General features: G+C 56.4%; 17 protein-coding genes. 12 read left to right on the forward strand and 5 right to left on the reverse strand.

The annotated features are described in order from the left end of the window. Nucleotides 1-129: 129 nt before the first annotated feature. From EHV15_RS11130 to EHV15_RS11175, 10 genes are all read left to right on the forward strand, one after another. On the forward strand, nt 130-1947 hold the full coding sequence (locus EHV15_RS11130) for a sensor histidine kinase (RefSeq protein ID WP_128631253.1): 1818 nt from the start codon (nt 130-132) through the stop codon (nt 1945-1947). A 60-nt stretch (nt 1948-2007) separates the two neighbouring features. Further along, the gene (locus EHV15_RS11135; protein WP_128631254.1) at nt 2008-3480 is read left to right on the forward strand and encodes a response regulator; all 1473 of its coding nucleotides are present in this window, start codon (nt 2008-2010) and stop codon (nt 3478-3480) included. Between the two features lie 622 nt (nt 3481-4102). Further along, complete coding sequence (locus tag EHV15_RS11140; RefSeq protein ID WP_246061922.1) at nt 4103-4981, forward strand: ABC transporter permease; 879 nt, start codon at nt 4103-4105, stop codon at nt 4979-4981. Beyond that, on the forward strand, nt 4975-5835 hold the full coding sequence (locus EHV15_RS11145; RefSeq protein ID WP_128631256.1) for a carbohydrate ABC transporter permease: 861 nt from the start codon (nt 4975-4977) through the stop codon (nt 5833-5835). Before EHV15_RS11140 ends, EHV15_RS11145 begins: the two co-directional genes overlap by 7 nt. Nucleotides 5836-5895: 60 nt before the next feature. Further along, a complete protein-coding gene (locus tag EHV15_RS11150; RefSeq protein WP_128631257.1) occupies nt 5896-7446 on the forward strand; it encodes an extracellular solute-binding protein in 1551 nt (516 codons plus the stop codon). Between the two features lie 116 nt (nt 7447-7562). Beyond that, the gene (locus EHV15_RS11155; protein WP_128631258.1) at nt 7563-8273 is read left to right on the forward strand and encodes a response regulator transcription factor; all 711 of its coding nucleotides are present in this window, start codon (nt 7563-7565) and stop codon (nt 8271-8273) included. After that, the gene (locus EHV15_RS11160) at nt 8270-9637 is read left to right on the forward strand and encodes a sensor histidine kinase (protein WP_128631259.1); all 1368 of its coding nucleotides are present in this window, start codon (nt 8270-8272) and stop codon (nt 9635-9637) included. Before EHV15_RS11155 ends, EHV15_RS11160 begins: the two co-directional genes overlap by 4 nt. A 68-nt stretch (nt 9638-9705) precedes the next feature. Continuing rightward, nucleotides 9706-10449: a PepSY domain-containing protein gene (locus tag EHV15_RS11165; protein WP_128631260.1), complete on the forward strand. Its 744-nt coding sequence runs from the start codon at nt 9706-9708 to the stop codon at nt 10447-10449. Between the two features lie 127 nt (nt 10450-10576). Further along, nucleotides 10577-11212 carry a PepSY domain-containing protein gene (locus EHV15_RS11170; protein ID WP_128631261.1) on the forward strand — a complete coding sequence of 212 codons (636 nt, stop codon included), beginning with the start codon at nt 10577-10579 and terminating at the stop codon, nt 11210-11212. A gap of 184 nt (nt 11213-11396) precedes the next feature. Beyond that, complete coding sequence (locus EHV15_RS11175; RefSeq protein ID WP_246061465.1) at nt 11397-14180, forward strand: glycoside hydrolase family 3 C-terminal domain-containing protein; 2784 nt, start codon at nt 11397-11399, stop codon at nt 14178-14180. 108 nt (nt 14181-14288) lie between these two features. On the opposite strand, the gene EHV15_RS11180 is transcribed toward EHV15_RS11175, so the two are convergent. Next, entirely contained in the window at nt 14289-15050 is a 762-nt protein-coding gene (locus EHV15_RS11180; RefSeq protein WP_246061466.1) for a spore coat protein, read from the reverse strand. Nucleotides 15051-15221: 171 nt separating this feature from the next. Here EHV15_RS11180 and EHV15_RS11185 point away from each other — a divergent pair, with 171 nt between their 5' ends. After that, complete coding sequence (locus EHV15_RS11185; RefSeq protein WP_128631262.1) at nt 15222-15434, forward strand: DUF378 domain-containing protein; 213 nt, start codon at nt 15222-15224, stop codon at nt 15432-15434. A 464-nt stretch (nt 15435-15898) separates the two neighbouring features. On the opposite strand, the gene EHV15_RS11190 is transcribed toward EHV15_RS11185, so the two are convergent. From EHV15_RS11190 to udk, 4 genes are all read right to left on the reverse strand, one after another. Then, nucleotides 15899-16600 carry an SGNH/GDSL hydrolase family protein gene (locus EHV15_RS11190; RefSeq protein WP_128631263.1) on the reverse strand — a complete coding sequence of 234 codons (702 nt, stop codon included), beginning with the start codon at nt 16598-16600 and terminating at the stop codon, nt 15899-15901. A 402-nt stretch (nt 16601-17002) separates the two neighbouring features. After that, entirely contained in the window at nt 17003-18817 is a 1815-nt protein-coding gene (locus EHV15_RS11195; RefSeq protein ID WP_128631264.1) for an ABC transporter ATP-binding protein, read from the reverse strand. Then, nucleotides 18807-20555: an ABC transporter ATP-binding protein gene (locus EHV15_RS11200; RefSeq protein ID WP_128631265.1), complete on the reverse strand. Its 1749-nt coding sequence runs from the start codon at nt 20553-20555 to the stop codon at nt 18807-18809. Before EHV15_RS11200 ends, EHV15_RS11195 begins: the two co-directional genes overlap by 11 nt. A gap of 103 nt (nt 20556-20658) precedes the next feature. Then, nucleotides 20659-21279: a uridine kinase gene (udk, locus tag EHV15_RS11205; RefSeq protein ID WP_128631266.1), complete on the reverse strand. Its 621-nt coding sequence runs from the start codon at nt 21277-21279 to the stop codon at nt 20659-20661. Between the two features lie 222 nt (nt 21280-21501). Between udk and EHV15_RS11210 the strand changes: the two genes are divergently transcribed. Continuing rightward, nucleotides 21502-24138, forward strand: coding sequence for a cation-translocating P-type ATPase (locus EHV15_RS11210; protein WP_218571224.1), 2637 nt, complete (start codon nt 21502-21504; stop codon nt 24136-24138). The last annotated feature ends 163 nt before the right edge of the window (nt 24139-24301 follow it).

A 24301-nucleotide genomic window follows, 5' to 3' on the forward strand; every position in this document is an offset into this window, starting at 1 on the left:
ATTTCCAGAATCGTCTACTAGCCGCTTTCGGCGTCTCCGGATGCCGGGAGCGGCCTGTTCCGGTCCCGGAACTCCTGTGATATACTGCCTTTAATTGCGGGTTCAAAAGTGATCTGCAGCAGGCGGTTTTTGAACAACCTTACGATGGAAGAGGAGGCGAGCGGCGTGGCTGGCTTGAAGTCCTTATGGCCGTCCGGCATCAAAAACCGGCTGTTCTTATCGATCCTGTTGTTCGTACTGGTCCCTTCCAGCTTCCTGCAGCTGAGGAGCATCAACCAGTTGGAAACGAACATGAAGGCGAATATTTCGCAGCAGAACGTGTCGCAGCTGAATTTGCTGAAAAACGGCATGGAGGACATCCGGATCGGCGTTTTGGGCGCGATGCTGCAGCTGGAGCGCGAGCCGGGGCTAAAAACGCTGCTGCTGCGGCCGGACGATTTTGATGAGGCGGAACGCAATCTTCAGATCGGCAATCAATTGCTGGAGCTCAAGCAAGGGCTTGGCAACGCGCTTATACCGGTCCATATTACGCTGGCGGATAATTACGGCCATGTCTACACGACCACCGAGGAAGGCGTTTCCGTTCGCAGTGTCACGGGCTCGGAAATCACGGGCCAGCCGGAATTCAAGCAGCTCAAGGATACGGGACAATCCTACGCCTGGGCGGTCCATGAATCCCGGGACGTGCTGCAGGACATTTTTCCGCAGGCGGAGCTGTATTCGCTTTACGCCAGGCTGCAGGAGGTGAACGGCCGGACCTTCGGCTATCTGCGCATCAGCCTCGATATCCGCGCCTGGCTGCAGTCGATCACGAACGGTTTTCAAGTGAAGCAGACCTACTATTTGTTCGACGGTGCGAGACGGCCGATTTTGCTTCCGCAGGATGCGCATACGGCGGCTCAATTGGCGGAGATGGACGGAGTGTTTGCGAACGAGCCTTCCCGTTATGTCTCCGGCGCGAACAATATGTTCATATACAATGGCATATACTTGCCCAATCTGGATTGGACGCTGGTGACGCGCTTTCCTTTGGAAGCGCTCTCGGGGAATATCCGGGCCATGAAAAACCAGGTGCTCGTCTCCTTTTCCCTCACGGTTGTCGTGTTTATCGCCGTTACCTACGCCATCGTCGCGTCCGTACTCCGCCCGTTGCGTACGCTGCAGCGAACGATGAAGGAACTGGTTCACCGGGACCTCGACGTCCGCATTCCCGAATGGAAGTTCAAGGGCGAACTGCTGGTGCTGGCCAGAACCTTTAACGGCATGATCGGCGACATCCGCGGCCTGATTTCCCGGCTGAAGACCGAGGAACGGCAAAAGGAAGCATTTCATTTTCAAATGCTGATGTCGCAAATGAATCCCCATTTTCTCTTAAACACGCTGAACACGGTCAAGTGGAACGCCCGGAACCACGGCGATATGGGCACGTTCGAGATTTGCCAGAATCTCGGCCGACTCTTGGAATCCAGCCTGAATACCGAGGTGGACCTTGTCCATCTCAAAGAGGAAATCGAGCTGGTAAAAGCTTACGTATACATTCAATCGTTCCGTTACGACCATGCGTTTACGGCCGAATACGAGATCGGCAAGGAGCTGCAGTACGCGCTGGTGCCCAAGCTCAGCTTGCAGCCCCTGGTTGAAAATGCGATCCAGCACGGCCTCGTTCATGTGCGTGAAGGTGGGGCGATCCGCATCGCCGCCATGCGGGCGGGCCAGAAGCTGCGGCTGGAGATCCGCGACAACGGCCAGGGCCTTGCGGGCGCCCGGCCGGAACAAGGCCGCAAGCGGAAAGGCATCGGGATCGGCAACCTGCGCGAACGGCTGGAGCTCTTGTTCAGGCGGGAATCCTCGCTGACGCTGGTCCCGCTGGAGCAGGGGACGATGGCCGTGCTGGAGATGCCGCTATTGATCGCTTCGCCATACCAGAAGCCCCCGCTTTCGAAGTGAGTTTTGTTCGAAGCTGATTCAGGAAGTAATGCTCACAAAACTTTGAGGAGGGATAGACCGATGTGGAAAATCCTGCTCGTGGAAGATGAGCCTTTCGTCCGCCGTTCGATCCGCCAGGCCATTCCCTGGGAGGAGCACGGCTTCGCCATTGCCGGGGAGGCCGCGCATGGCCGGGAAGCGCTGGAGCAGTTGGAGACGTTGGCTCCGGATATCGTGATCTCGGATATTTTTATGCCTTACATGGACGGCATTGAGCTGCTGAAAGCCGCCCGGTCCCGGGGCAGCGAAGCACGCTTCATCATGCTGACCTGTGCCGGCGAATTCGAGTATGCGCGGGCCGCGCTGGAATATGGCGCCACCGGCTACATTCTGAAGCTTTCGATGGAAGACGCGGGGCTGCTCGGGGCGCTCGGCAAAGCCAAGGCGGAGCTGGAGAAGCTGGCGCGGCAGCAGGAGCTGGCGTTAAGCGACCGGGTGGGTTATCTATGGCGCAGTATGCTGGGCAAGGAGCTTAGCGGGGACGAAAAAGAAAAGCTGGAGGAGCTGAAGCGGTACGACTGGGGAGGGGACCGGCCGCTGATCGTTACCGGGCTGAACGGAGCGCAGTCGTTCGATTACGATCGCTGCTGCTCGCTGCTGGGGATGTCCCCGGGCCGGGGGAGGCTGGTTCATTCCCATGCGCAGATGGGGCTGACGACGTTGTTCATCCGCTGGACCGGCAGCGCGCCCGGTTCGCTTAAGCATACCGATCGGGAGTTGCCGATAATCTGCTGCACCGCTTCCGACTCCGCCTCCGCCTCCGCTTCCGCCGGGGCTCTGGAGCGGGAATGGCTTGAGAATTTGCGTTGGCTCGACCGTTTCTATTACGAGCGGCCAACGTCCGACCGCGCGTTCGAAAGCGACTACGCATTCTCGGCGGCCGTTCCATGGGAGATGGAGCAAGCGATCATCCGGGCGTTTGAGCGGCATGAGCCCGGGGAGTGCGGGGATCTGCTGTGCGGGCTGTGGGATTATCTGGCGCAGCAAGTACTGCCGATGGTGCTGGTCAAGGAGACCGCCGAGCGGCTGGATAAGCTGTTCGCCCGCATCAGCCGGAAACCGCCGGAGGACGCGGCGGTGCTGCTGAACTGCACGCGCCACGCCGTGCTGCTGGAGGAACTGGACCGGCGGATGCGCCGTTATGCCAAGGGGAGCCGGCACCGCAAGCCGGCCGAGACGGATCATCCGGAAATCAACGCGATTCTTGATTATTTGCAGCAGCATTATGAGCGGGATATATCCCTGCAGGCGATGGCGAAATACGTCAGTATGGACGAGAATTACTTAAGCGGCCTGTTCAAGAAAAAGACCGGCGATACGTTCATCAACTATTTGCAGAAGCTCAGGGTCGACGAAGCGAAGTTTTATTTGAAAGAAACGGAGCTTACCGTTGCGGAGATTGGCGAGCGGTGCGGGTTCGCCAACCCCAGCTATTTTTTTAAAATTTTCAAGCGTTGGACCGGACTTACGCCAAATGAATACCGGACGGCCTGAAAGGGAACCTGGAAAAGCTGGAAAACCCGGAAAACCCGGCGTCGGCCTGGAGCACGGAAAATGTGTTCCGGGTCTTTATGGTTTCCGCTTGGCTATGAGTTAACCGCCAAACTATTCTAACGGTTGCCACAATCGCTATTTGCTCCAAAAACGCTGATTTCAAATTGTAACGGTTGCCATGGCGCTTATTTCGCTGAAACTCAGCTGTTTTTACCTGAAACCAGGCAAATAACGGCGCTCACAACCGTTAGAGTTTGGAAAAGGCCTTTTTTCGCCAAATAGCTGCTGCTGCAACCGTTAGAATTCCGGCGGCGGGCGATAGAGCCGGCTCTGGCTCCCAAAACCGGAGCTTCGGCGGAAATCCCGCGGCAAAAGCTGAGAAATGTGCATCCGATCCCACAGATTCGGTGCTATTGTCCGGCCCGCGGGTTCGTTAAGATAAAAGCGGATCAAGAAACTTCGAGATAGAGAGGTTGAAGCCATGAAGCCGCAAACCGCGCTACCGCCAGAGCACCCTGCGCTACCGCCAGAGCAACCCGCGACACTACCAGAGCACTCCGCGCTACCGCCAAAACAAACCCCGCACCGGACGGCAAACCGGACGCTGTCAAGCATCTGGCAAATGAAAGCGCTCTATATGATGCTCCTGCCCTGCCTTGTGTGGTATTTCATTTTCAAGTATTTGCCCATGTACGGCATTATCATTTCATTTAAAGACTACAACTTCGCCGAAGGCATCCTGCACAGTCCGTGGGCTGATCCCTGGTATAAGCATTTCCGGCAGTTTTTCGAGTCGCCTTATTTCACCCAACTATTGACGAACACGCTGCTCATCAGCCTGTATAAGCTGTTGTTTGGCGTCGTCCCCTCCATCGCGCTGGCGATTCTGCTGCATGAGTGCCGCATCGGCTGGCTAAAAAGATGGGTGCAGACGCTGAGCTATATGCCGCATTTTTTGTCCTGGATCATCGTTTACGGCATATCCGTCGCGTTTCTTTCGGAGACGACGGGGTTGTTCAACCGCTGGATCACGGAGGCGGGGGGCGGTTCGGTTCCGTTTTTGAATTCCACGGAGTGGTTCCGGAGCGTACTGGTTTCGACCGAAATCTGGAAGGATCTCGGCTGGGGGGCGATTATTTATCTGGCCGCGATCAGCTCGATCGACCCGACGTTGTATGAAGCCGCCCGGGTGGATGGGGCTGGCCGGCTCAGGATGATTTGGCACGTGACCCTGCCGGGTATCCGCAACGTCATTATTTTGCTGCTGATTCTGAAGATAGGAAGCATTATGGACGCCGGGTTCGAGCAAATTTTCGTGTTCTACAATCCGCGCGTCTACGAGGTGGGCGACATTATCGATACGTGGGTATACCGCACAGGCCTGGAGCAAATGAGCTTTAGCCTGGCGACGACGGTTGGTTTGTTTAAATCCGTGATCGGCATCGTGCTGATTACCGGCGCGAACAAGCTGGCGAAAAGATGGGGGGGAAGCATATGGTGACAGGCCGGTCCGACAAAATCTTTAATGCCGCGGTGTACCTGATTCTGGTTGCCGTTGCCGCCATCTCGCTGTTTCCCTTGCTGTACGTGGTCTCGATGTCACTGACCCCCTACAGCGAAGTGATCAAAAACGGCGGGTTCGTCGTGGTGCCGCGCAGCCTGTCGTTTGAGGCGTACAACCGGATCCTGGCCGATCCGGCGCTCGGCAAATCGATGCTGGTCACCTTGTTTGTGACAATCGTGGGGACGGCCTTCAACCTGGCGTTAAATACGCTGGCCGCCTATCCGCTAAGCCGCAAGAACCTGAAGGGACGCACCTTTTTCCTGCTGTATATCGTGTTCACCATGCTGTTCAGCGGGGGGCTTATCCCTACTTATCTGGTGGTGCAGTCCCTGGGCCTGCTCAACTCCGTTTGGGCCTTGATCGTCCCCGGGGCGATCGCAACGTTTAATGTTCTGGTGATGAAAAGTTTTTTTGAAAATCTCCCGGAAGAGCTGTTTGAATCGGCCCGGATCGACGGCGCCAAGGAGTTCCGGATTTTGTGGCGGATCGTGCTCCCGCTGTCCATCCCGTCCGTGATGACGGTAGGGCTGTTTTATATGGTGGGACATTGGAATTCGTTTTTCTCGGCGGTGCTGTACATTACGGACACCGATCTTTATCCGCTGCAGGTCGTGATCCGCAACATGCTGCTATTGTCGCAGTCCAGCGAACTGCAGGCCGAGGTGACCGTACCTACAGCGGCGATGCAGATGGCAGCGGTTATTCTGGGCAGCCTGCCGATCATTGCAGTGTATCCATTTATCCAGAAGCATTTCACGAAAGGGATGCTGCTGGGCGCGATCAAGGGATAACTTTGGCAGCCGCCCGGCTTGACCAAATATATTTCATTTCATCGGAAAGAAGGGGACAAGATGAAGTCAGCAAAAAGAATCGGGTTTGGTGCGTTGGCGGCGCTGCTGCTGGCCGGAATGCTCGCGGGCTGCGGCGGCGGAGACGGCGGCAATCCCGCGTTGGGGGCAAACGGTCCTCAGGGCGCAAAGGAAGGTAACGGAGCCGGGTCGCCGGTGAAGCTTGAGGTGGCGCAAATCAGTTGGGGCACGACGCCGCCGGCGGACGATTTTATTAAAAAAGCGCTGAACGAGGAGTTGAACGCTTCGCTGGAAATGACGCTGGTCGGCGATCAAGGGGACTACGAGAACCAGATTAACGTCCGCGCCGCTTCCAACAACTTGCCGGACCTGTTTATGGTTACCGGGAAACCGCAGTTACAGAAGCTGGTTGAATCGGGTTCGCTGCTCGATCTGTCCGAGTATCTGGACAAAATGCCGGAATATAAGAACTTTACCGGGGAGGATGTCCTCAAAAAGGGAAGCATCGGCGGGAAGCAATACGCCTTGCCGAAGGCGGGGCAAGCGTTGTCCTACACGTATTGGATCCGCAAGGATTGGCTGGACCGCCTGAATTTGTCTATGCCAACGACGGTGGACGAACTGTTTGATGTGGCAAAAGCGTTTACCGAGCAGGACCCGGACGGCAACGGCAAACCGGATACGTTTGGCCTGAGCGGAACGAATTTTGACGCCTTCGAGCCGATCTTCGGCGCCTACGGCATTACGAATATTATGGATACCTCGCAATTTTATGTCCGCGACGGAAAAGTGGCCAATACGTTCTATCAGCCGGAGATGAAGGAAGCGCTGACGACGATCAAGCGTTTCCTTGACGCGGGCGTCGTCGATCCGGAAGTGGTGAACAACAAAGGCACGATGGCGAAGGACAAAGCGTTCCAAGGAAAGGTCGGCATCATTCACACGGAATGGGCGCAGGTGATGAAACCGGCCGATGTCGAGGCGTGGAAAGGCGCCAATCCGGACGCGGAATGGATTCAACTGCCGCCGCCGGTAGGGCCGGACGGGCAGAAATTCGGCAAATCGATCAACATCGGCGCTTCCGGCGGGCTCTGGGTGGTGCCGAAACGGCTCGAAAACGAACCGGAGAAATTAAGCAAGGTGCTGGAGCTGTTTAATTATACGTCAACGCCGGAAGGTAACCGCCTCGTGCAGTTCGGGATTGAAAACACCCATTATACGCTGGACGGCGACAAGGTGACGATTACGGACAAGGGCCGCGAGGAGGCTTCCTTTACCTGGCTGTACCAGTTTTCCGGCCGTCCGGAAACGGAATACCTGAAAACGAAATTCGCCGATCTTGTCGAATATATCGATTTCGAGGCCTCCATCCCGCGGATCGAAACGCTGGACGGCTTCGTGCAGAGCCCGGCGGGATACAATCCGGCCGACGCCAACCGCTTTATCGAGGAAGAGATGATCAAGTTCGTTTACGGCAAAAACAAACTCGAGGATTACGACAAATTCCTGCAGACCTTGGAAAAAACGTTCAACTACAAAACGTACGTCGATTCCGCCATCGAACAATTGAACGGACTTGGTTACGGTCAATAACCGTTTACAGGCCACAACATCAGAGGTTATCCCAAAAAGTCGGCAATCCGACCTAAGGGATGGCCTCTTTTGTATAATAGAAAAATAAGCTTGTAATTAACAGCGGAGGGAAGCGGATGAATGAAGCGATATTGGTTATAGAAGATGAAGTGAAAATTGCGCGCCTGCTTGAAATCGAACTGGAATCCGAGGGCTACCGTGTAGGCAAGGCAAATAACGGGACCGAAGGCTTGGAAGCTTTCCGCCGCGGCCATTGGGATCTGATCCTGCTCGACATTATGCTCCCGGAGATAAGCGGCATTGAAGTTCTCCGCCGCATACGCCAGTTGGACGAACGGATCCCGGTCATTTTGCTTACGGCCAAGAGCTCGGTCGAAGACAAAGTTTCCGGCCTCGATCTCGGGGCCAACGATTACGTGACCAAGCCGTTCCGGATCGAGGAATTGCTGGCCCGAATCCGCGCCGCCTTGCGTTTGCGCAATACGGCGGGCGTAGCCTCTCCGGCCGAAGTTTCGTCCGGAGATGCGTGGCTCGGCGCCGCCGGTTTAAGGCTGAACGAACAAACCCGGGAAGTCTTCCGGGACGGCGATCCGGTGGAATTGACGCCGCGTGAATACGACCTGCTGGTGTTTCTGCTCAAGCATCAGCGGCAGGTGCTGAGCAGGGAGCAGATTTTACAAGCGGTATGGGGATACGATCATTACGGCGATACCAATATCGTTGACGTATATATCCGGTATGTCCGCAAAAAGATCGACCGCGGCCGGGCGCAGGAACTGATCCACACGGTCCGCGGGGTCGGATATGTCCTGAAGGAGCAGCCATGAAGCTGAGAAGCAAAATTTATTTATATTCCTCCGCTCTGTTCGCCGTGCTGCTGATCGCGGTGAATCTGTCGGTGTATATTTTGTTCGAGCGTATGTCGGTCGGCAATGAAATCAAGCGGGTCGAAGCGGAAGCGGAGGCGATCGTCAAAGGCGTGCGGCAATCGGCGGGTTTGATTCCGCCGGACGATCTTCTGCGGGCGTACGCTCCGCTGAACGGAATGCTGAGGATCGTAAAGAGCGACGGCACAAGCACGCCTCCGGTAACCACCTCCTCCGAGCAGCAGTTGAGCAAGCTCAAGTATGCCTTCGAGGAGGAGCGGAAGACACGGCGCATGGAAGTCGGACGGACCGGGTATGTTTGGGTTTCGGTCCCGGTAATCTGGCCCGACGGTGAAGTTGTCAACGTTCAGGTTATGGAATCGATTGCCGACACGGAGGGCCGTCTTGCGGTGCTGCGCACGGTGCTCGTCGCGGTAACCCTCATCGCGTTAATCCCTGCTGTGGTGTCCAGCCGGATTTTGGCGAACCGGATGATGACGCCGGTCTCCTCGATGATCGGAACGATGAAGGAGATTATGCGCAGCGGCCGGTTCAAGCGGCTGAGCCAGAGCGGTTCGTCCAGAGACGAGCTGAAGGAGATGGAAGAGACATTTAACGGGATGATCGGCATGCTGGAAGCCAACTTTGAGCGCCAGGAGCGCTTCGTATCCGACGCTTCCCATGAACTGAAGACGCCGCTGACGATCATCGAGAGCTATGCGAGCCTGCTGCAGCGGCGCGGCCGGGAGCGCCCGGAAATCTTTGACGAGGCGGTCGAAGCCATTTTGTCCGAATCGCTCCGCATGCGCGAAATGACGGAACAGCTGCTGATGCTGGCCAGGGGGCCCGAGCACTGGCAAATGAAAGTGAAGCGCGTTGATCTGGCCGGGGTGGCGGAAGAATCGGTCCGTGCTTTTCGCAATGCCTATAAGCGGGATGTAACATTATTCGCGGAAGGATCTATTTGGCAAAATACGGATGCGGGCATGCTAAAACAGCTGTTGTTCATTTTGCTCGACAATGCGCGCAAATACAGTGAAACCGGCATTGCCGTGCGCGTTGGGGCGGACGAGCGGGAGGGGTGGATCACGGTGGAGGACCGGGGGATCGGAATCCCCCGGGAGGAGCTGAACAAAGTATTCGACCGCTTCTATCGGCTGGACCCGGCAAGAACGAGGGGGGCCGGAGAGGGCGGTTTTGGACTGGGGCTGGCGCTGGCCAAGGAGATCGCCGGGGCCCTCGGAGTGCGGATTAAGCTGGACAGCCAAGTAGGGCAAGGGACAACCGCCTCCCTGATTTTTCGCAAGGAGCAGGCCGGTGAATAGTTCTCATGGATTTCTCATTTTCACCGGATATACTGGGGGGAGCTGGCAATGATGAAAGGTGATGGGAGATGAGGCTGCGGTTTGGGCTGAGATTTTGGATGGCGGGGATCGTTGTGCTTGCGGCTGCTGCCGTGCTGGTCATGTTCTGGCAGCCCTGGAGGAGCGGTGAAGCGGCGTTGACCGCGCAGGATGCCGAACAAGCCGTGCTGAAGCAATATCCCGGCAAAATCGAACAATCCGTTCTTGAGGACGGTCAATACAAATTGCGGCTCCGCTCTGAGTCAGGATTGTATCAGGTTGCCGTCGACGCCGGGTCAGGCAAAGTGAATTCGATCGAGCGGATCGAAGCGGCAGCGGATACGGAGCAGAAAACGCTGCTGAGCCGGGAACAGGTTAAAGCGGATTTGCAATCGCGCATCGACGGGGAAATCGCCAAGCTGGAGCTTGTTGAACTGGAGGGCAAGCAAGCCTATCAGGCGGTAATTGTCCAGCAGAACGGCACCAGCCGGGAAATGACGCTTGACCCTTATACGGGGGAAACGCTGGTTTCCCGCACGATTTCTTCTCCGGGGCGGGAAGAGGGCGCAAAAAGCCGGCTGCTGACGGAAGACGAAGCCGCAAAGCTTGCCCTTGCCGAGATTCCCGGAGAAGTCGACGATGTGGAGCTGCGCGGCGCGGACGGCAGCACGCCTTATTATTTGGTGGAGATCGACCTGGCGGACGGCCGGGAGGCGACGGTGGAGGTCCAGGCGATCTCCGGGGCGATCCGGACGGTAACCTGGGATGAGGATGAACCCGATTCAGATGATTGATGGACGCAAAGCTTCACTTCATTTTCTCAGCAAATTCTAATGTTTCTCTTTCCGGCTTCTCATTTGGGAAGGGTAATCTAATTGGGCAGGCACAAAGCGAAAGCGAAATATTAAAGGAGGCATTTTTATGATGATGAAGCGAAAAATGTGGGTTGGTGCCATGTCCGCGGCGCTGCTGCTGGGGGCGACTACGGCTCTTGCGAGCGCGGGGGCAGCGGGCCAAAGCACAGGAAATACCGGAACCGGGGCAACCGCAAAAACGGCGGCTCAGTCGGGAAAAAGTTCCTACATCACCATTGAGCAGGCGAAAGCCGCGGCATTAAAAGCCGAGGCCGGGCGTGTCGAGGATGTGGAATTGAAGCGCAAATCGGGCAAAGTATTCTATGATATCGAAATCGAGCAGGCAAACGGTGATGTGGACGTACAAGTTGACGCCGTAACGGGGAAGGTTTTGGCGGTCAAGGATAGAGAACATGACGACGATGATGACGATGACCGTGATGACCGTGACGACCGTGACTACATTGCGGGATCGAATAAAGGGTTGCCCGGCGGGGCGAAAATCACCGCCGATCAAGCTTCCGAAATCGCGGTCAAGCAAGTAAGCGGGGCTACGGTCACCAAAGTTGAGCTTGATTACGACGACGGGCGGTACGTTTACGAAGTCGAGCTGAAGACCGCGCAAGGCGAAGCCGATGTGGACATCGATGCTGTCACGGGCAAAGTGTATTCCGTGGACGAGGATTTTGAGGACTGGGATTAATCGTTTTTAGTCAGTGATTTGTGCCGAAAGGGCAGCGCGTCAGCAATGGATGCCGCTGCTCTTTTTTTCGCCCCACATATCAAATGTTCCGGTTATTTTATCTGCAATAATGCTATGGAAATTTCAAAAGGAATCGGTTACGGTATAACTAACTGGATAAAAATACAAGTGGGGAGAGAAGGCATTGAGCTCAAAAGTGGGAGTACCTTTGGAAGGGTTTGCGGAATTCAGCAGGAAGGTGGCCGCGGAGGGCGCGGTGCTGCTCAAAAATGAAGGACAAGCGCTGCCGCTTCGGAGCGTTGAAAGCGTTTCAATTTTTGGGAGAATTCAAGTGGACTATTACCGCAGCGGCACGGGTTCGGGCGGCAGCGTCAACGTGGCCTACACGACCCATTTATTGGACGGCCTGCGGAGCAAAAAGCAAATCCGGGTGAACGAGGAACTGGCGTCCGTTTATGAAAAATGGATCGAGCAAAACCCGTTCGACAACGGCGGAGGCGGCTGGGCCGCGGAGCCTTGGCATCAGCGGGAAATGCCGCTCACCGACGAACTGGTGGCCGCTGCAAGGGCCAAGTCGGACAAGGCGATCGTGGTAATCGGGCGCACCGCCGGCGAAGACCAGGACAACGCCGACGCGCCCGGCAGCTACCGGTTGACGGACGATGAAATTGCGATGCTGCGGCGGGTGACGGCTCATTTTGAACATACGATCGTCGTCCTGAACGTCTCCAATATCATCGACATGAGCTGGCTCGACGATGAAGCGTACGCACACCCGATCCCATGCGTCATTTACGCCTGGCACGGCGGGATGGAAGGCGGCAACGCCATTGCCGACGTGCTGGCCGGGGACGTCCATCCGGGCGGCAAATTAACCGATACGATCGCTTATTCGATTGAGGACTATCCGTCGACCCGCAATTACGGCAACGAATTTAAAAATCTGTACCAGGAAGATATTTATGTGGGATACCGGTATTTTGAGACGTTTTGCCCGGACAAGGTGCGGTTTGAATTCGGCTATGGATTGACTTATACGGAATTTGACGTCAAGCCGGAGCAAGCGAAGCGGGTCGTCAAAGAGGGAGAAGAGCGGCTTGAAATCGGCGTGACCGTGCAAAACATTGGCGGAACCTATGCCGGTAAAGAGGTGGTTCAGGTTTATGCGGAAGCGCCCCAAGGTAAGCTGGGCAAGCCGGCCAAGGCGCTTGTGGCCTTCGCCAAAACGAAGGAGCTGAAGCCGGGAGAAGCGCAGCGGCTGGCTTTAAGCTTCCCGGTGAATGCCCTGGCTTCCTACGACGATGGCGGAGATACCGGTCACCGTTCCGCTTACGTGCTTGAAGCCGGGATGTACTATTTTCATGTAGGGAACAGCGTCAAAAATACGGTTAGGATCGGCGTGGACGGACAAAACGGGTACGACGTGCCGGAGCTGCGGGTTGTGGAGCAGCTGGAAGAGGCGCTGGCGCCGGCGGAAGACTTCACCCGCATGAAGCCGGGCGCCCGCCAGGCGGACGGTTCGTATGAGATCACTTATGTGGAGGTGCCGAAGCGAACCGTATCCTTGGCGGAACGGATTGAACGGAGGCTTCCCGAAACGCTGGAGCAAACGGGGGACCGCGGCTTTAAACTGAAGGACGTGCATGACGGCAAGATCAGCCTGGAAAATTTTGTGGCTCAGCTTAGCGACGAGGACTTGGCCGCAATCGTCCGCGGCGAAGGGATGAGCAGCCCGCTGGTGACCCCGGGCACGGCTTCGGCGTTTGGGGGAGTGAGCGACAGCTTGTTCCGCTTCGGCATCCCGATCGGATGTACGGCGGACGGCCCGTCCGGAATCCGCATGGATACCGGGGAAAAGGCGACTCAGGTGGCGATCGGCACTCTGCTTGCAGCGACCTGGGACCCGGCGCTGGTCGAAGAGCTTTATGTGCTGGAAGGCAAGGAGCTGCTGAGAAACGAAGTTGATACGCTGCTCGGACCGGGCCTCAATATCCGGCGCAGCCCGCTAAACGGACGGAACTTTGAGTATTTTTCCGAGGACCCGCTGATCACCGGGATTTTTGCGACGGCCTGCACTGCCGGTATTAAGAAAGGCGGCTCCCACGCTACGCTTAAGCACTTTGCCGGCAACAACCAGGAGAAGCACCGCAGCAAGGTCGATGCGGTCGTTTCCGAACGCGCGCTCCGGGAGGTGTATCTCAAAGGCTTCGAAATGGCGGTGAAGCAGGGCGGGGCCAGCTCGGTCATGACCTCGTACAATCCGCTAAACGGGCATTGGGCAGCATCGAATTACGATTTGAACACGACGATTCTCCGCGGAGAATGGGGCTTTACGGGCATCGTGATGACGGACTGGTGGGCGATGATGAACGATGTGGCGAATGGCGGTCCGGCGGACAAGAAATATACGAATTTTATGGTCCGGGCGCAAAACGATCTGTACATGGTCGTCAGCAACTACGGCGCGGAGGTCAACGCCATGGACGACAACACCATCGAATCGCTGGGGAACGGGTCATTGACGCGCGGGGAACTGCAGCGCTGCGCCATGAATATTTGCCGGTTCCTGATGAACGCGCCGGTCTTCTCGCAGAAACAGGAAATCGTGGAAACCGTTCATACCTTTAAAGCAAATCCGGCGCTCGTTCCGGGTCAGGTCCAGGAGTTGGCCGTTAGCGCGCAGGTCAAACCGGCTGCCGCGGGAGCCACTTTCATCAAGGTGGACCGCGCTGGCGAGTACCGGATCATCGTCAATTTGATGTACGCGGATACCAATTTGGCCCAAAGCGCCTGCAACCTCATGCTGGACGGCCAGTTGATGGCGACGGTGCAAACCAACGGAACGGACGGCAACTGGATTCGGCAAAAGCTGGTGAAAATCGGGCTGGAAGCGGGAATTTACGAGCTGAAGCTGGAATTCACCAAGCCGGGGCTGCAGATCGGATGGATCGAGTTTAAGCAAGTGTAATTTACGGAGCGACACGGCCGTTTCCTGTTATGCAGCGGGGAACGGCCGTGTCGTTTCCCTAAAATAAAACAAGACACCGCAAAGGGTGCCTTGATGCTGCTGGCCGTTCTACATAAACATACCGCCGGACGGCTGCGGATTTCCCTGGGGAACCGTACCGTAGGCGTGCACGAACGTATCGGTCGTATTTTCCTGAAGCGTAGGCACCTGGTAGTACCCTTTTTGGTTGGCGTATTGGAAACATTCGTAAGCCATGTCCGCGCATCTGCCGGCACTGGCTTGAACGAAATGACGCAGCGCAGGGTTGGCCATCTCAAGCGCGGCTTTCATTTTTAAGGCGGCCGATTGCTTGTGGCTGTTCAAGAGCGCTAAGGCCACGTCCGCATCGTCAAGTTGATCCGTGCTATGAGCCGGCGTTTGCGTTTCCGGTTGGCGCAGGCCATACATCGGTTGATACGAAGAGCTTGCATAGGTTGGCATGGTTTCATGAGTCCCCATCGTTCCGCCGGCAGTTGGCATGGTCCCACTCCCAGTCGGCATGGCCCCACCCGCAGTTGACATTGTTCCACCGGAAGTTGCCATGCTCCCACCCATAGTTGGCATTGTTCCGCCGGCAGTGGCCATCCCGCTGGCGCTTGCCATCGTTTTTTGGCCGCGGGCCGGTACGGCTTGGGATGCTCCCGTTTGCTGCGCCAGCTGTACGAGTTGGTTGTAATCCATGGTACAGGCTTGCATTTGATGGTTCATCATCATTTGCAATTGCTGGTCTTTCACGTAAGGGCGATAGAGCATCATCGCATTCAACCCGCAGATTTCGTTGCTTAAAATCTCGTGTACTTCCATGACTTCATGCGCGCCAAGCTTATTCATCGGTTGATTTCCCTCCAAGCAAAATTTGTCATTCCCCCTTAAATTGCTCCGTGATGATTTTATGTATGCATGCATCCCCCTTGATTTCCGTTAAATTCAAAGACTGCATAATTCAAGATAAATATGGGAATTTTGTTAATAAACATCAATTTTGACGAGGAGTTGTCGTTCATGAAGACATTAAATATTATTGCGCTGGCTCTGCTGATTATCGGCGGGATCAACTGGCTTTTGATAGGACTGTTCCAGTACGATCTGGTGGCGGGCATTTTCGGCGGGCAAAATTCCGCCGCGTCCCGGATCATTTACGTTATCGTTGGAATTTGCGCGCTGTACTCGCTGAAATTCTTTAATGATGTGAGCGAGGATAGAGTCTCCAGATAATCGCTTGCCTTGGAGCAGTATGTGAAAAATATCCCCTTCCCGGTCTGCCTTCGCCCTACGGGCTTGTTGGCCAGCGTCCGAAAGGGGATATTTTTTGTTCACCTTATAGAATTAAAAAATTTCGGTCATGGTAGAGGGCGATACGCAGGTAGAGAGGGGAAGAGAAGAGGAAACCGGGGCTAAGGGACACCAGAGCCGTTATTTGAGGAAAAACGGAGGTTTACAAAATGTAACGGACACAGAAGACCTTATTTACCTCAAATCGGCCTGGATCAACTGGTTTGGAGATAGGGTCGTGTGTGTCCGTTAGGCTGGGAAATACCCGGGAAATGGGCGGATAAAGTCGCTGGTGTCCGTTAGAGCAGCGTTCAAAGTAGAAGTCAGAACCATTAAAGGGCGCCGTCAGGCGTTTTTCTTATTACGATGACGCAGGGGTTGATTTTTTTGCTTTTTTCATCGAAAAATTACCGTTTATGGCGTTTTAAGCTATGACGCTTCACACTATGGCGCTTCACGGGTTTGGGGGCAGGATGGATGTATGGCGCCAGTCCTTCGGCAATCGCCCGATGCCCCAGGTTGTTCGGATGAATGGGCAATGATCCGCTTAACACATCCTGGAGCCTCCCCGTTTTATAACCGGCAATGAGTTCCGCTTGCCTGCCTTCAAACCACTGATGCGCAGGGGCGACCTTGGCCCCGTGCCGAACCGCAACTTCTCTCGTGACCCGGTTCAGCCGCCCGATCCACTCCCCCGCGGCGGCGCTGTTCGGAAACGGATTGTACTGCGTGCAGCACACCAGGTTTGCACGGCTTAGATGGCGAACTTGCTGCAAAATCCCGTTCAGATTTGCCCGATAAGAGCTCAAAAGCCGTTCGTCCGGCTGCAGCTTTCCGGTCAGAAGCGAAGAAATTGCGGTGCTGGCCAGGTCCACCCCGCCGATCCATACGGATACGACATCGGACAAATGGATCATGGACGAGTCCTGCCATAAAACGGCGTCCAGCAGTTCATGGCTGCTCCATCCCGGCCGGGCCAGCACAAATCCTCTGACCTTGCGGGAGTTCGCGGCATTCAACGACGATACGACAAGCTGGGGATAGGCCTTGGCCGGAGAGGTGGCATTTTCTCCGAACGTAATCGAATCCCCGAGTGCGGTATAAATCATCTTTGTGTCACCCACCCGACGTTAGTCTTACCGTATCATATGGCAATCGCCTAACGGGTGTGCAGACATTTCGGTGCGCAGCGTCATTATTACCGGCCGTGCGCGGGCCTTGGCAGCCATGAGCCGACTTTAAGCATTGGCATGTGCCAGCTTCGCCAGCCTGGTGTCCGCATGGCCTTGGCAGCCATGTCCCGGCTTAAGCTTTACTATGTGCCCAGCGTGCGCCGGCCGGGTGTCCGCATGGCATGGGCAGCCATCCCCCGGCTTTAAGCATTGGCATGTGCCAGCTTCGCCAGCCTGGTGTCCGCATGGCCTGCCAGCCATGTCCCGGCTTTAAACTTTGGCGTGTGCCCAGCATTCGCCAGCCTGGTGTCCGCATGGCATCGGCTGCCATGAGCCGGCTCAGGCCGTCACACTCGGTTCGCCCCGGGAGTGGCGGATGAGCTCGGCGTAATAGCCGGTTTGCGCCAGGAGCTGTTCATGTGTTCCCTGCTCGGCGATGCGTCCGCTTTGGATGACGATGATGCGGTCGGCATGCTGGACGGTGGACAGGCGGTGGGCGATCACCAGGGTGGTCCGTCCCTCGGAAACGACATGCAGCGCGTTTTGGATCAGCAGCTCCGTTTGAGAATCGAGGTTGGCGGTCGCTTCGTCCAGGATCAGGATCTTCGGCTTAAACGTAAGGATGCGGGCAAAAGAAATCAGCTGCCGCTCCCCGGCGGACAGCCCGCTGCCCCGGTTGGACAGCAGCGTATCGTATCCGTCTTTGAGCCGCTCGATCATCGGATGGGCGCCGACCCGGCGGCACGCCTCGATCACCTCTTCCCGGCTGATCTCTTGCCGGAACAGGCGGACGTTGTCGATGATGGTGCCGGAGAACAGGAACGGGTCCTGCTGGACCAGTCCGACCATGCGGTGCAGGGACTCTAACGGCAGGCGCCGGATGTCGATGCCGTCGATCTCGACGCTGCCCTCGTCCACGTCATAAAAGCGGGTCAGCAGGTTAACCAGCGAGCTTTTGCCCGCGCCGGTCGTGCCGACGATGCCGATGAACTCGCCCGCGCGGATATGCAAATCCAGGCCGTGCAGCACCTCCTGGCCTGCGGTGTACGAAAACCGGATGCGGTTGAAATCGATCCGGCCGCGAACGGTGGCGAGGTCGGCGGGCACGGCTTCCTCCGGCTGCGGACCCCGGACCTCCGGTTCGACGGAGAAGATGCGCCATAGCCGGTCCATCGACACCATCGTCGATTGCAGCGTGTTCCACTGCTGGGTGATGGCGTTGATCGGCTGGAAAAACTGGCGGATATAACTGATGAACGCGTACAGCACGCCGAATTCAATGCGGTGGCCCAGCACTGCGTTCCCCCCGATCCACACGACAAAAGCGACGGACAGGTTGCCCAAAATATCGAAGGAGCGGTTGAACAGCACCGAAGCCCGCACCTCCTGCAGGTTGGCCTGCAGGTAGACGGTGTTCCGCTGCGTAAACCGCGACGCCTGCTCTTTTTCCTGATGGAAGGACTGGATCAGGCTCATGCCGGTCAAATTTTCCGCGGTGAAGGCGATCAGCCGGGACAGCAGGGCGCGAGCCCGCTGGTAGCAGGTGCGCAAATATTTGCGGAAAGCCAGGGAAATGGCCGTAATAATCGGGAACAGGATCATGCAGTACAAGGCGAGGCGGGCGTCCAGGGAGAACATGAAGACGACGATCAATATGAGCGACAACCCGTCGCGCACAAGGCTTAACAGCACTTGAGTGAAAAACTGGTTAATCGTCTCCGTATCGCTGGACTGGTTGGTGACAAGGCCTCCCGCGGAGCTGCGGTCGAAGAAGGACATGGACTGCCCGGTGATATGGCGGAACAAATCCTTGCGCAAGCGGGCGACGATGCTCTGGCCGGCGCGCTGCAGCATATTGGCCTGGAAATAAGAAAAGATGCCGCTGACAGCCTCCAACAGCAAATACGCGATTGCAAGCGTTAACAGGATACTAGCTCCGTGCGCCCCGAACAACACCTTTTCGTCAATGGCGTATTTAATGAGTACCGGCTGCAGAAGATCGGCGGCAATCGCCAGGAACGCGAAGGCGAACACGCCAAGGAACGCCTTGCGGTGAGGTTTGGCGTAGGCGAAGAGGGCGGCGAACGCATTGCGCCGGTTTTCCGGGGATAGCTCGTATTTTTTCGGACTTTGTTCCATGGTTTTAGCCGGCATCGCTTTCCCCTCCTTCCTGAATGGCGTGCAGCGCGGCGTATAACCCGCCGGCATCCAGCAATTGGTCATGCGTGCCCTGCTCGGCGATCCGGCCGTCCTCAAGCACGAGGATATGGTCGGCATGTTTAACGGCGCTGATGCGATGGGCGATGATCACCGTCGTTTTGCCCTCGCGCGCCAAGCGCAGATTGGTCAGGATTTTCGTCTCGGTTACGGCGTCCACCGCGCTGACGCTGTCGTCCAGCAGCAGGATCGGGGCGTCCTTGATCAGCCCCCGCGCCAGGCTGGTGCGCTGGCGTTGCCCGCCCGACAAGGTCAGCCCGCGTTCCCCCAGCTTAGTCTCGAACTTATCGGGAAAGGCGGCGATATTGTCGTGCAGATCGGCGAGCTTTGACGCCTCCACGACTTTTTTCAGATCCGAATTCCGGTCAAAAAAAGCGATGTTGTCGCGGATCGTCGTGCTGAACAGAAAGCCGTCCTGCGGCACGTAAGCGATCTGCGAGCGCAGGCTCTCCAGCGACAAGTCGAGGACGTCGGCGCCGCCGATAAACACCGTTCCCCGCGGCGGATCGTAAATCCGCAGCAGCAGCTTGACGAGCGTCGTTTTGCCGCTGCCCGTCCGGCCAACGATGCCCAAGGTCTGGCCCGGCTTCAAGCGAAGACGGATATCCGTAAGCGACGGTCTGGCCGCTTCGGGATACGAAAAGGTCAAATTCCGGATTTCGATGCTTAGCGGCCGGTCTTCGAGCTGCAGCGCCCCTTCGGCTTCGCGGATGTCCGGCTTTACGGCAAGCAGCCGGTTCAACCGGTCCAACGAGGCCCTGGAGCGCTGCATGGCATTGATGACGTTGCCGATCAAGCGCAGCGGGTTCATGATCATGCGCAAATAGAGCGTCAGCGCCACGAAATTGCCGAGCGACAGCTCGCCGCGCGTCACCAGCATGCCGCCGTAGGCGATGGCGATCGCCATCGACATCGCGCCGGTGAAGGGCAGCAGCACTTGAAACAACGAGGTGATGCGGACCAAGGACAGCTGATTGCTTAATATCCGGTCGACGGTTTCGCCGAACCGGCGGTAGGCGGTGTCTTCGGCGGCGAAGCTTTTGGTCACCTTGACGCCCTCAAACTGTTCTTCCGCCGATTCGGTCATGGCCGCCAGCGACTCCTGCACCTTTCGCGAGCGGTCGCGAATCAGCGGGCCGATGCGGACGACCAGAAACGGGATGGCGATGAGCGGCAAAACGCTGACCACGATCAAAAGCGCCGGAATATCGCTCACCGCCATCATCACGATGACGGAAATCAGCAAAACCGACGCATTGGTCATTTGATTTAATCCATTGGCGATCGATTCGCGCACGCCGGTCACGTCGTTCATCACGTAACTCAGCAGCTTGCCGATGCCGTTTTTGGAAAAGAAAGATTCGCTTAAGCGGGTAAAGTGCCCGAACAACTGCTGGCGGGCGCGGAATTCGAAGATCCGCCCAAGGCGATGGTTGATGTATTGGCCGATTCCAAAGCAGCCTCCATAAACGAGCGCGATCAAGGCGAGAACCGAGGCATGGTAAACGACGCCGTTTCTCGTCAAATTGCCGGTTTGCAGGTGATCGGTAAACTCCCCCAGCACTTTCGGGAAATACGAATACGTGATGTTGGCAACCGCCAGGAACCCGACGGCCGTCAGGTAAAACAGCAAATGCGATTTGATGTGGTGAAGCAGCAAAGTTTTTCCCCGCACGAAACATCCCGTCCTCTCCCTAGTATTAATGCCATTTTATCATACGGCAAAATGTCCCGGCCATAAAGCCGGCGCCCGCGCAAAAAGAAGAGGCGGCCCGGGTTTACCGGGCGCCTCCGGATAAATATTTTTCGGTCAGGATCGTCAGCATTTGGATGCCGACTTCGTTATGCCCGCCTTCGGGGATGATGAGGTCGGCGTATTTTTTGGACGGCTCGATGAAGGCTTCGTGCATCGGCTTTACGGTCGCGAGGTACTGCTGGTGGATGGAATGGATCGAGCGGCCTCGTTCCTCGATATCCCGCAGCACGCGGCGGAGGATGCGGACGTCGGAATCGGTGTCCACGAACACTTTAATGTCGAGCAAGCCCCGCAGCTTTTCGTCATACAGCACGAACAGTCCCTCGACGATAACGATGTTGTTCGGCTGCAGCATGATCGTTTTGTCGGACCGGGTATGGATCGTGAAGTCGTACACCGGCGCGTAAGCGGCTTGTCCGTTTTTCAGAAGGGTGAGATGCTCCACAAGCAGTTCGTTGTCGAAGGCGAAAGGGTGGTCGTAGTTGGTCTTTTCCCGTTCGGACATCGTCAGATGGGTCTGATCTTTATAGTAATTATCCTGCGAGATGAACGTCACTTTATCCGTATCAAGCTGCTCTATAACCGAGCGGGCCACCGTGGTTTTACCGGAGCCGGTTCCGCCGGCGATACCTATAATCAGCATGCGCTTCAAATACCCTCCTAAATAATTTCCCGTTAACACATTCAAGTATTGTAGCATAGCGCCGTGTTTTTTTCATCTTGATGCGGGCAATTGGCGCGCTTTTAAATCATGGCAAAATTGTGGCGGGATTCATTCAATTTCATGTGCGCACTCATAATTATGGATGGAACAGGTTTACAATAATGGTAGGGTCCATTTTGAATATATTCTGAATAAGAGGTGTTGCCGATGTGGCATACAAAATCCCGGGAAGCCGTGCTGCGGGAGCTGCAGTCCGACCCGGCGCCGGGCTTGACAAGCGCGGAAGCCAAAGCCCGGTTAAGCAAGTACGGACCGAACAAGCTAAAGGGCAAACCAAAAAAAAGCATGTTGTCCCTCTTTTTGGCCCAGCTCAAAGATATGCTCATTTACGTTCTTCTGGGTGCTGCCGTAGTGACCTTGTTTGTCGGGGAATACATGGACGCGGTGATCATTCTGGCCGTCGTGCTCCTGAACGCGGTCATCGGCGTAATCCAGGAGCAAAAAGCGGAGAAAGCGATCGAAGCGCTGCAGCGGATGACGACGCCGCGGACGCTTGTCCGGCGGGACGGGGAAGTGAAGGAGGTCGACTCCGGGGAGGTTGTGCCCGGGGACATCGTCATCCTCGATGCCGGGCGCTACATTCCGGCTGATCTGCGCCTGCTGGCGAGCGCCAACCTGCAGATCGAGGAATCGGCTTTGACCGGGGAATCCGTGCCGGCGGATAAAAACGCCGACGATATCCACGAGGACCCGAAGATGCCGGTCGGCGACCTGACCAATATGGCGTTCATGTCGACGCTGGTCACCTACGGGCGCGGCGAAGGAGTCGTCGTGGCGACGGCCATGGACACGGAGATGGGCAAAATCGCCAAAATTCTCGATGAAGACACCCGGGAGCTCACGCCCTTGCAAAAAAAGCTGGAAGAGCTCGGCAAAATACTCGGTTACATCGCCATCGGCATCTGCGTGCTGATTTTCGTGATCGGGCTGATCCAAGGGCGCGACCTGTTCGAATTGTTTCTTACGGCGATCAGCCTGGCGGTGGCGGCGATTCCGGAAGGACTTCCGGCCATCGTGGCGATCGTGCTTGCGCTTGGCGTCACCCGCATGTCGCGGATTAACGCGATCGTGAAGAAACTGCCGGCGGTCGAAACGCTAGGTTCCGTGAACATCATCTGCTCGGACAAAACGGGAACGCTGACGCAAAATAAAATGACGGTGGTCGAGTATTTTACCGCCACCCCTTTAAATGAAGAGCCGCCTTTGGAGTTGATCAAAACCTTCGTCCTCTGCTCCGACGCTACCTACGAGAACGGCCAGGGAACCGGCGATCCTACGGAAATCGCTCTGGTTGCCTACGGCGAACAGCATAATATTCAGAAGCGTTCGCTGGAAGCGGAATACAAAAGGTTGGACGAAAAGCCTTTCGATTCCGACCGCAAGCTGATGTCCACTTTAAATCAGACGCGGGAGGGCTACCGCATTCATACGAAGGGGGCGATCGACCAGCTTCTGCGGATTTCGGTTTCAGCCGTCGTCAAGGGGGAAGTGGTGCCGCTGACCGAGGAGCTGAAAGGCCAATACTTGCAGGCGGCGGAAAAAATGTCGGACAACGCGTTAAGGGTGCTTGGCGCAGCCTATAAGGACACGGACCGCCTGCTGTCCCCGGAGGAGATGGAACAGGATCTGACGATCCTCGGCTTTGTGGGCATGATCGATCCGCCGCGGACCGAAGTGAAGGACTCGATTCGGGAAGCGAAAATGGCCGGGATTACGCCGGTGATGATCACGGGCGATCACCGGAATACCGCAGTCGCCATCGCCAAAGAGTTGGAAATCGCCAGCTCGCTGGAGCAGAGCATGACGGGCGCGGAAATCGACGAGATGACGGACGAAGCGTTTGCCCGGAAAATTCAAAATGTCCGCGTGTTCGCCCGCGTGTCTCCCGAGCACAAGGTCAAGATCGTCAAAGCGTTTAAAGCCCAGGGAAATATCGTCTCGATGACGGGGGACGGGGTGAATGACGCGCCGTCCTTGAAAACCGCCGATATCGGGGTGGCCATGGGCATTACCGGTACCGACGTATCGAAGGGCGCCGCCGATATGATCCTGACGGACGATAACTTTACGACGATCGTCCATGCGATCCGGGAAGGCCGGAATATTTATGCCAACATCCGCAAAACGGTGACGTTTCTATTGGCCTGCAACTTTGGGGAAGTCGTGGCGATTTTGGCTTCGATTCTCTTTTTCTGGCCGCTGCCTTTGTTGGCCACCCAGCTGCTCTGGGTCAATCTGGTGACGGACACGCTGCCGGCGATCGCACTGGGCGTGGATCCGGGTGAAGAAGATGTGATGAAACGCCAGCCGCGGGATCCGAAGGAGAGCTTCTTCGCCGGCGGTGCCGCAGTGCGGGCCGTAATCGGCGGCCTGCTGATCGGGGCGCTGACGCTGGTTGCTTTTTACGTGGGCCTTCGCGAATACGGATATGGACTAAGGTCGGAAAATATTCCCGCAGACGTGATGGTCTATGCGCGGACGATGGCGTTTGTCGTACTGGCGGCTTCGCAGCTGTTTTACTCTTTTTCGAAGCGCAGCACCACGAAGTCGATTTTTACCGTTGGCCTGTTCTCCAACAAGCTGTTGGTCGGGGCGGTCCTCGTGGGTTTGGTTTTACAGTTCGTTTCCATCACGGTTCCGTTTTTGGCCGCCGCCTTCAAAGTGCAGAACCTGAGTTTGGCGGATTGGGCCATCGTCATTGGGCTGGCGCTGATCCCGCTGCTGCTGAGCGAGGTGATCAAAGTATTCACGCGCATGGCGAAACCTAAGGAAGCTTAGCCCTCTATAATAGAACAAATTCCGAAAACGTGTATAACCCCTCAAACGTGCATAACCCCTCTATTTGGAGAAGTGTTTTTCCAAGGAGGGGTTTTTATTTGTGGCACGGTGTCTCCGGTTGGGCATAAAGAACTATATGTTTTGCAGATTCCTCTCTCGTTCC

The organism is Paenibacillus oralis, from assembly GCF_003863965.1.
Taxonomy (GTDB): domain Bacteria; phylum Bacillota; class Bacilli; order Paenibacillales; family Paenibacillaceae; genus Fontibacillus; species Fontibacillus oralis.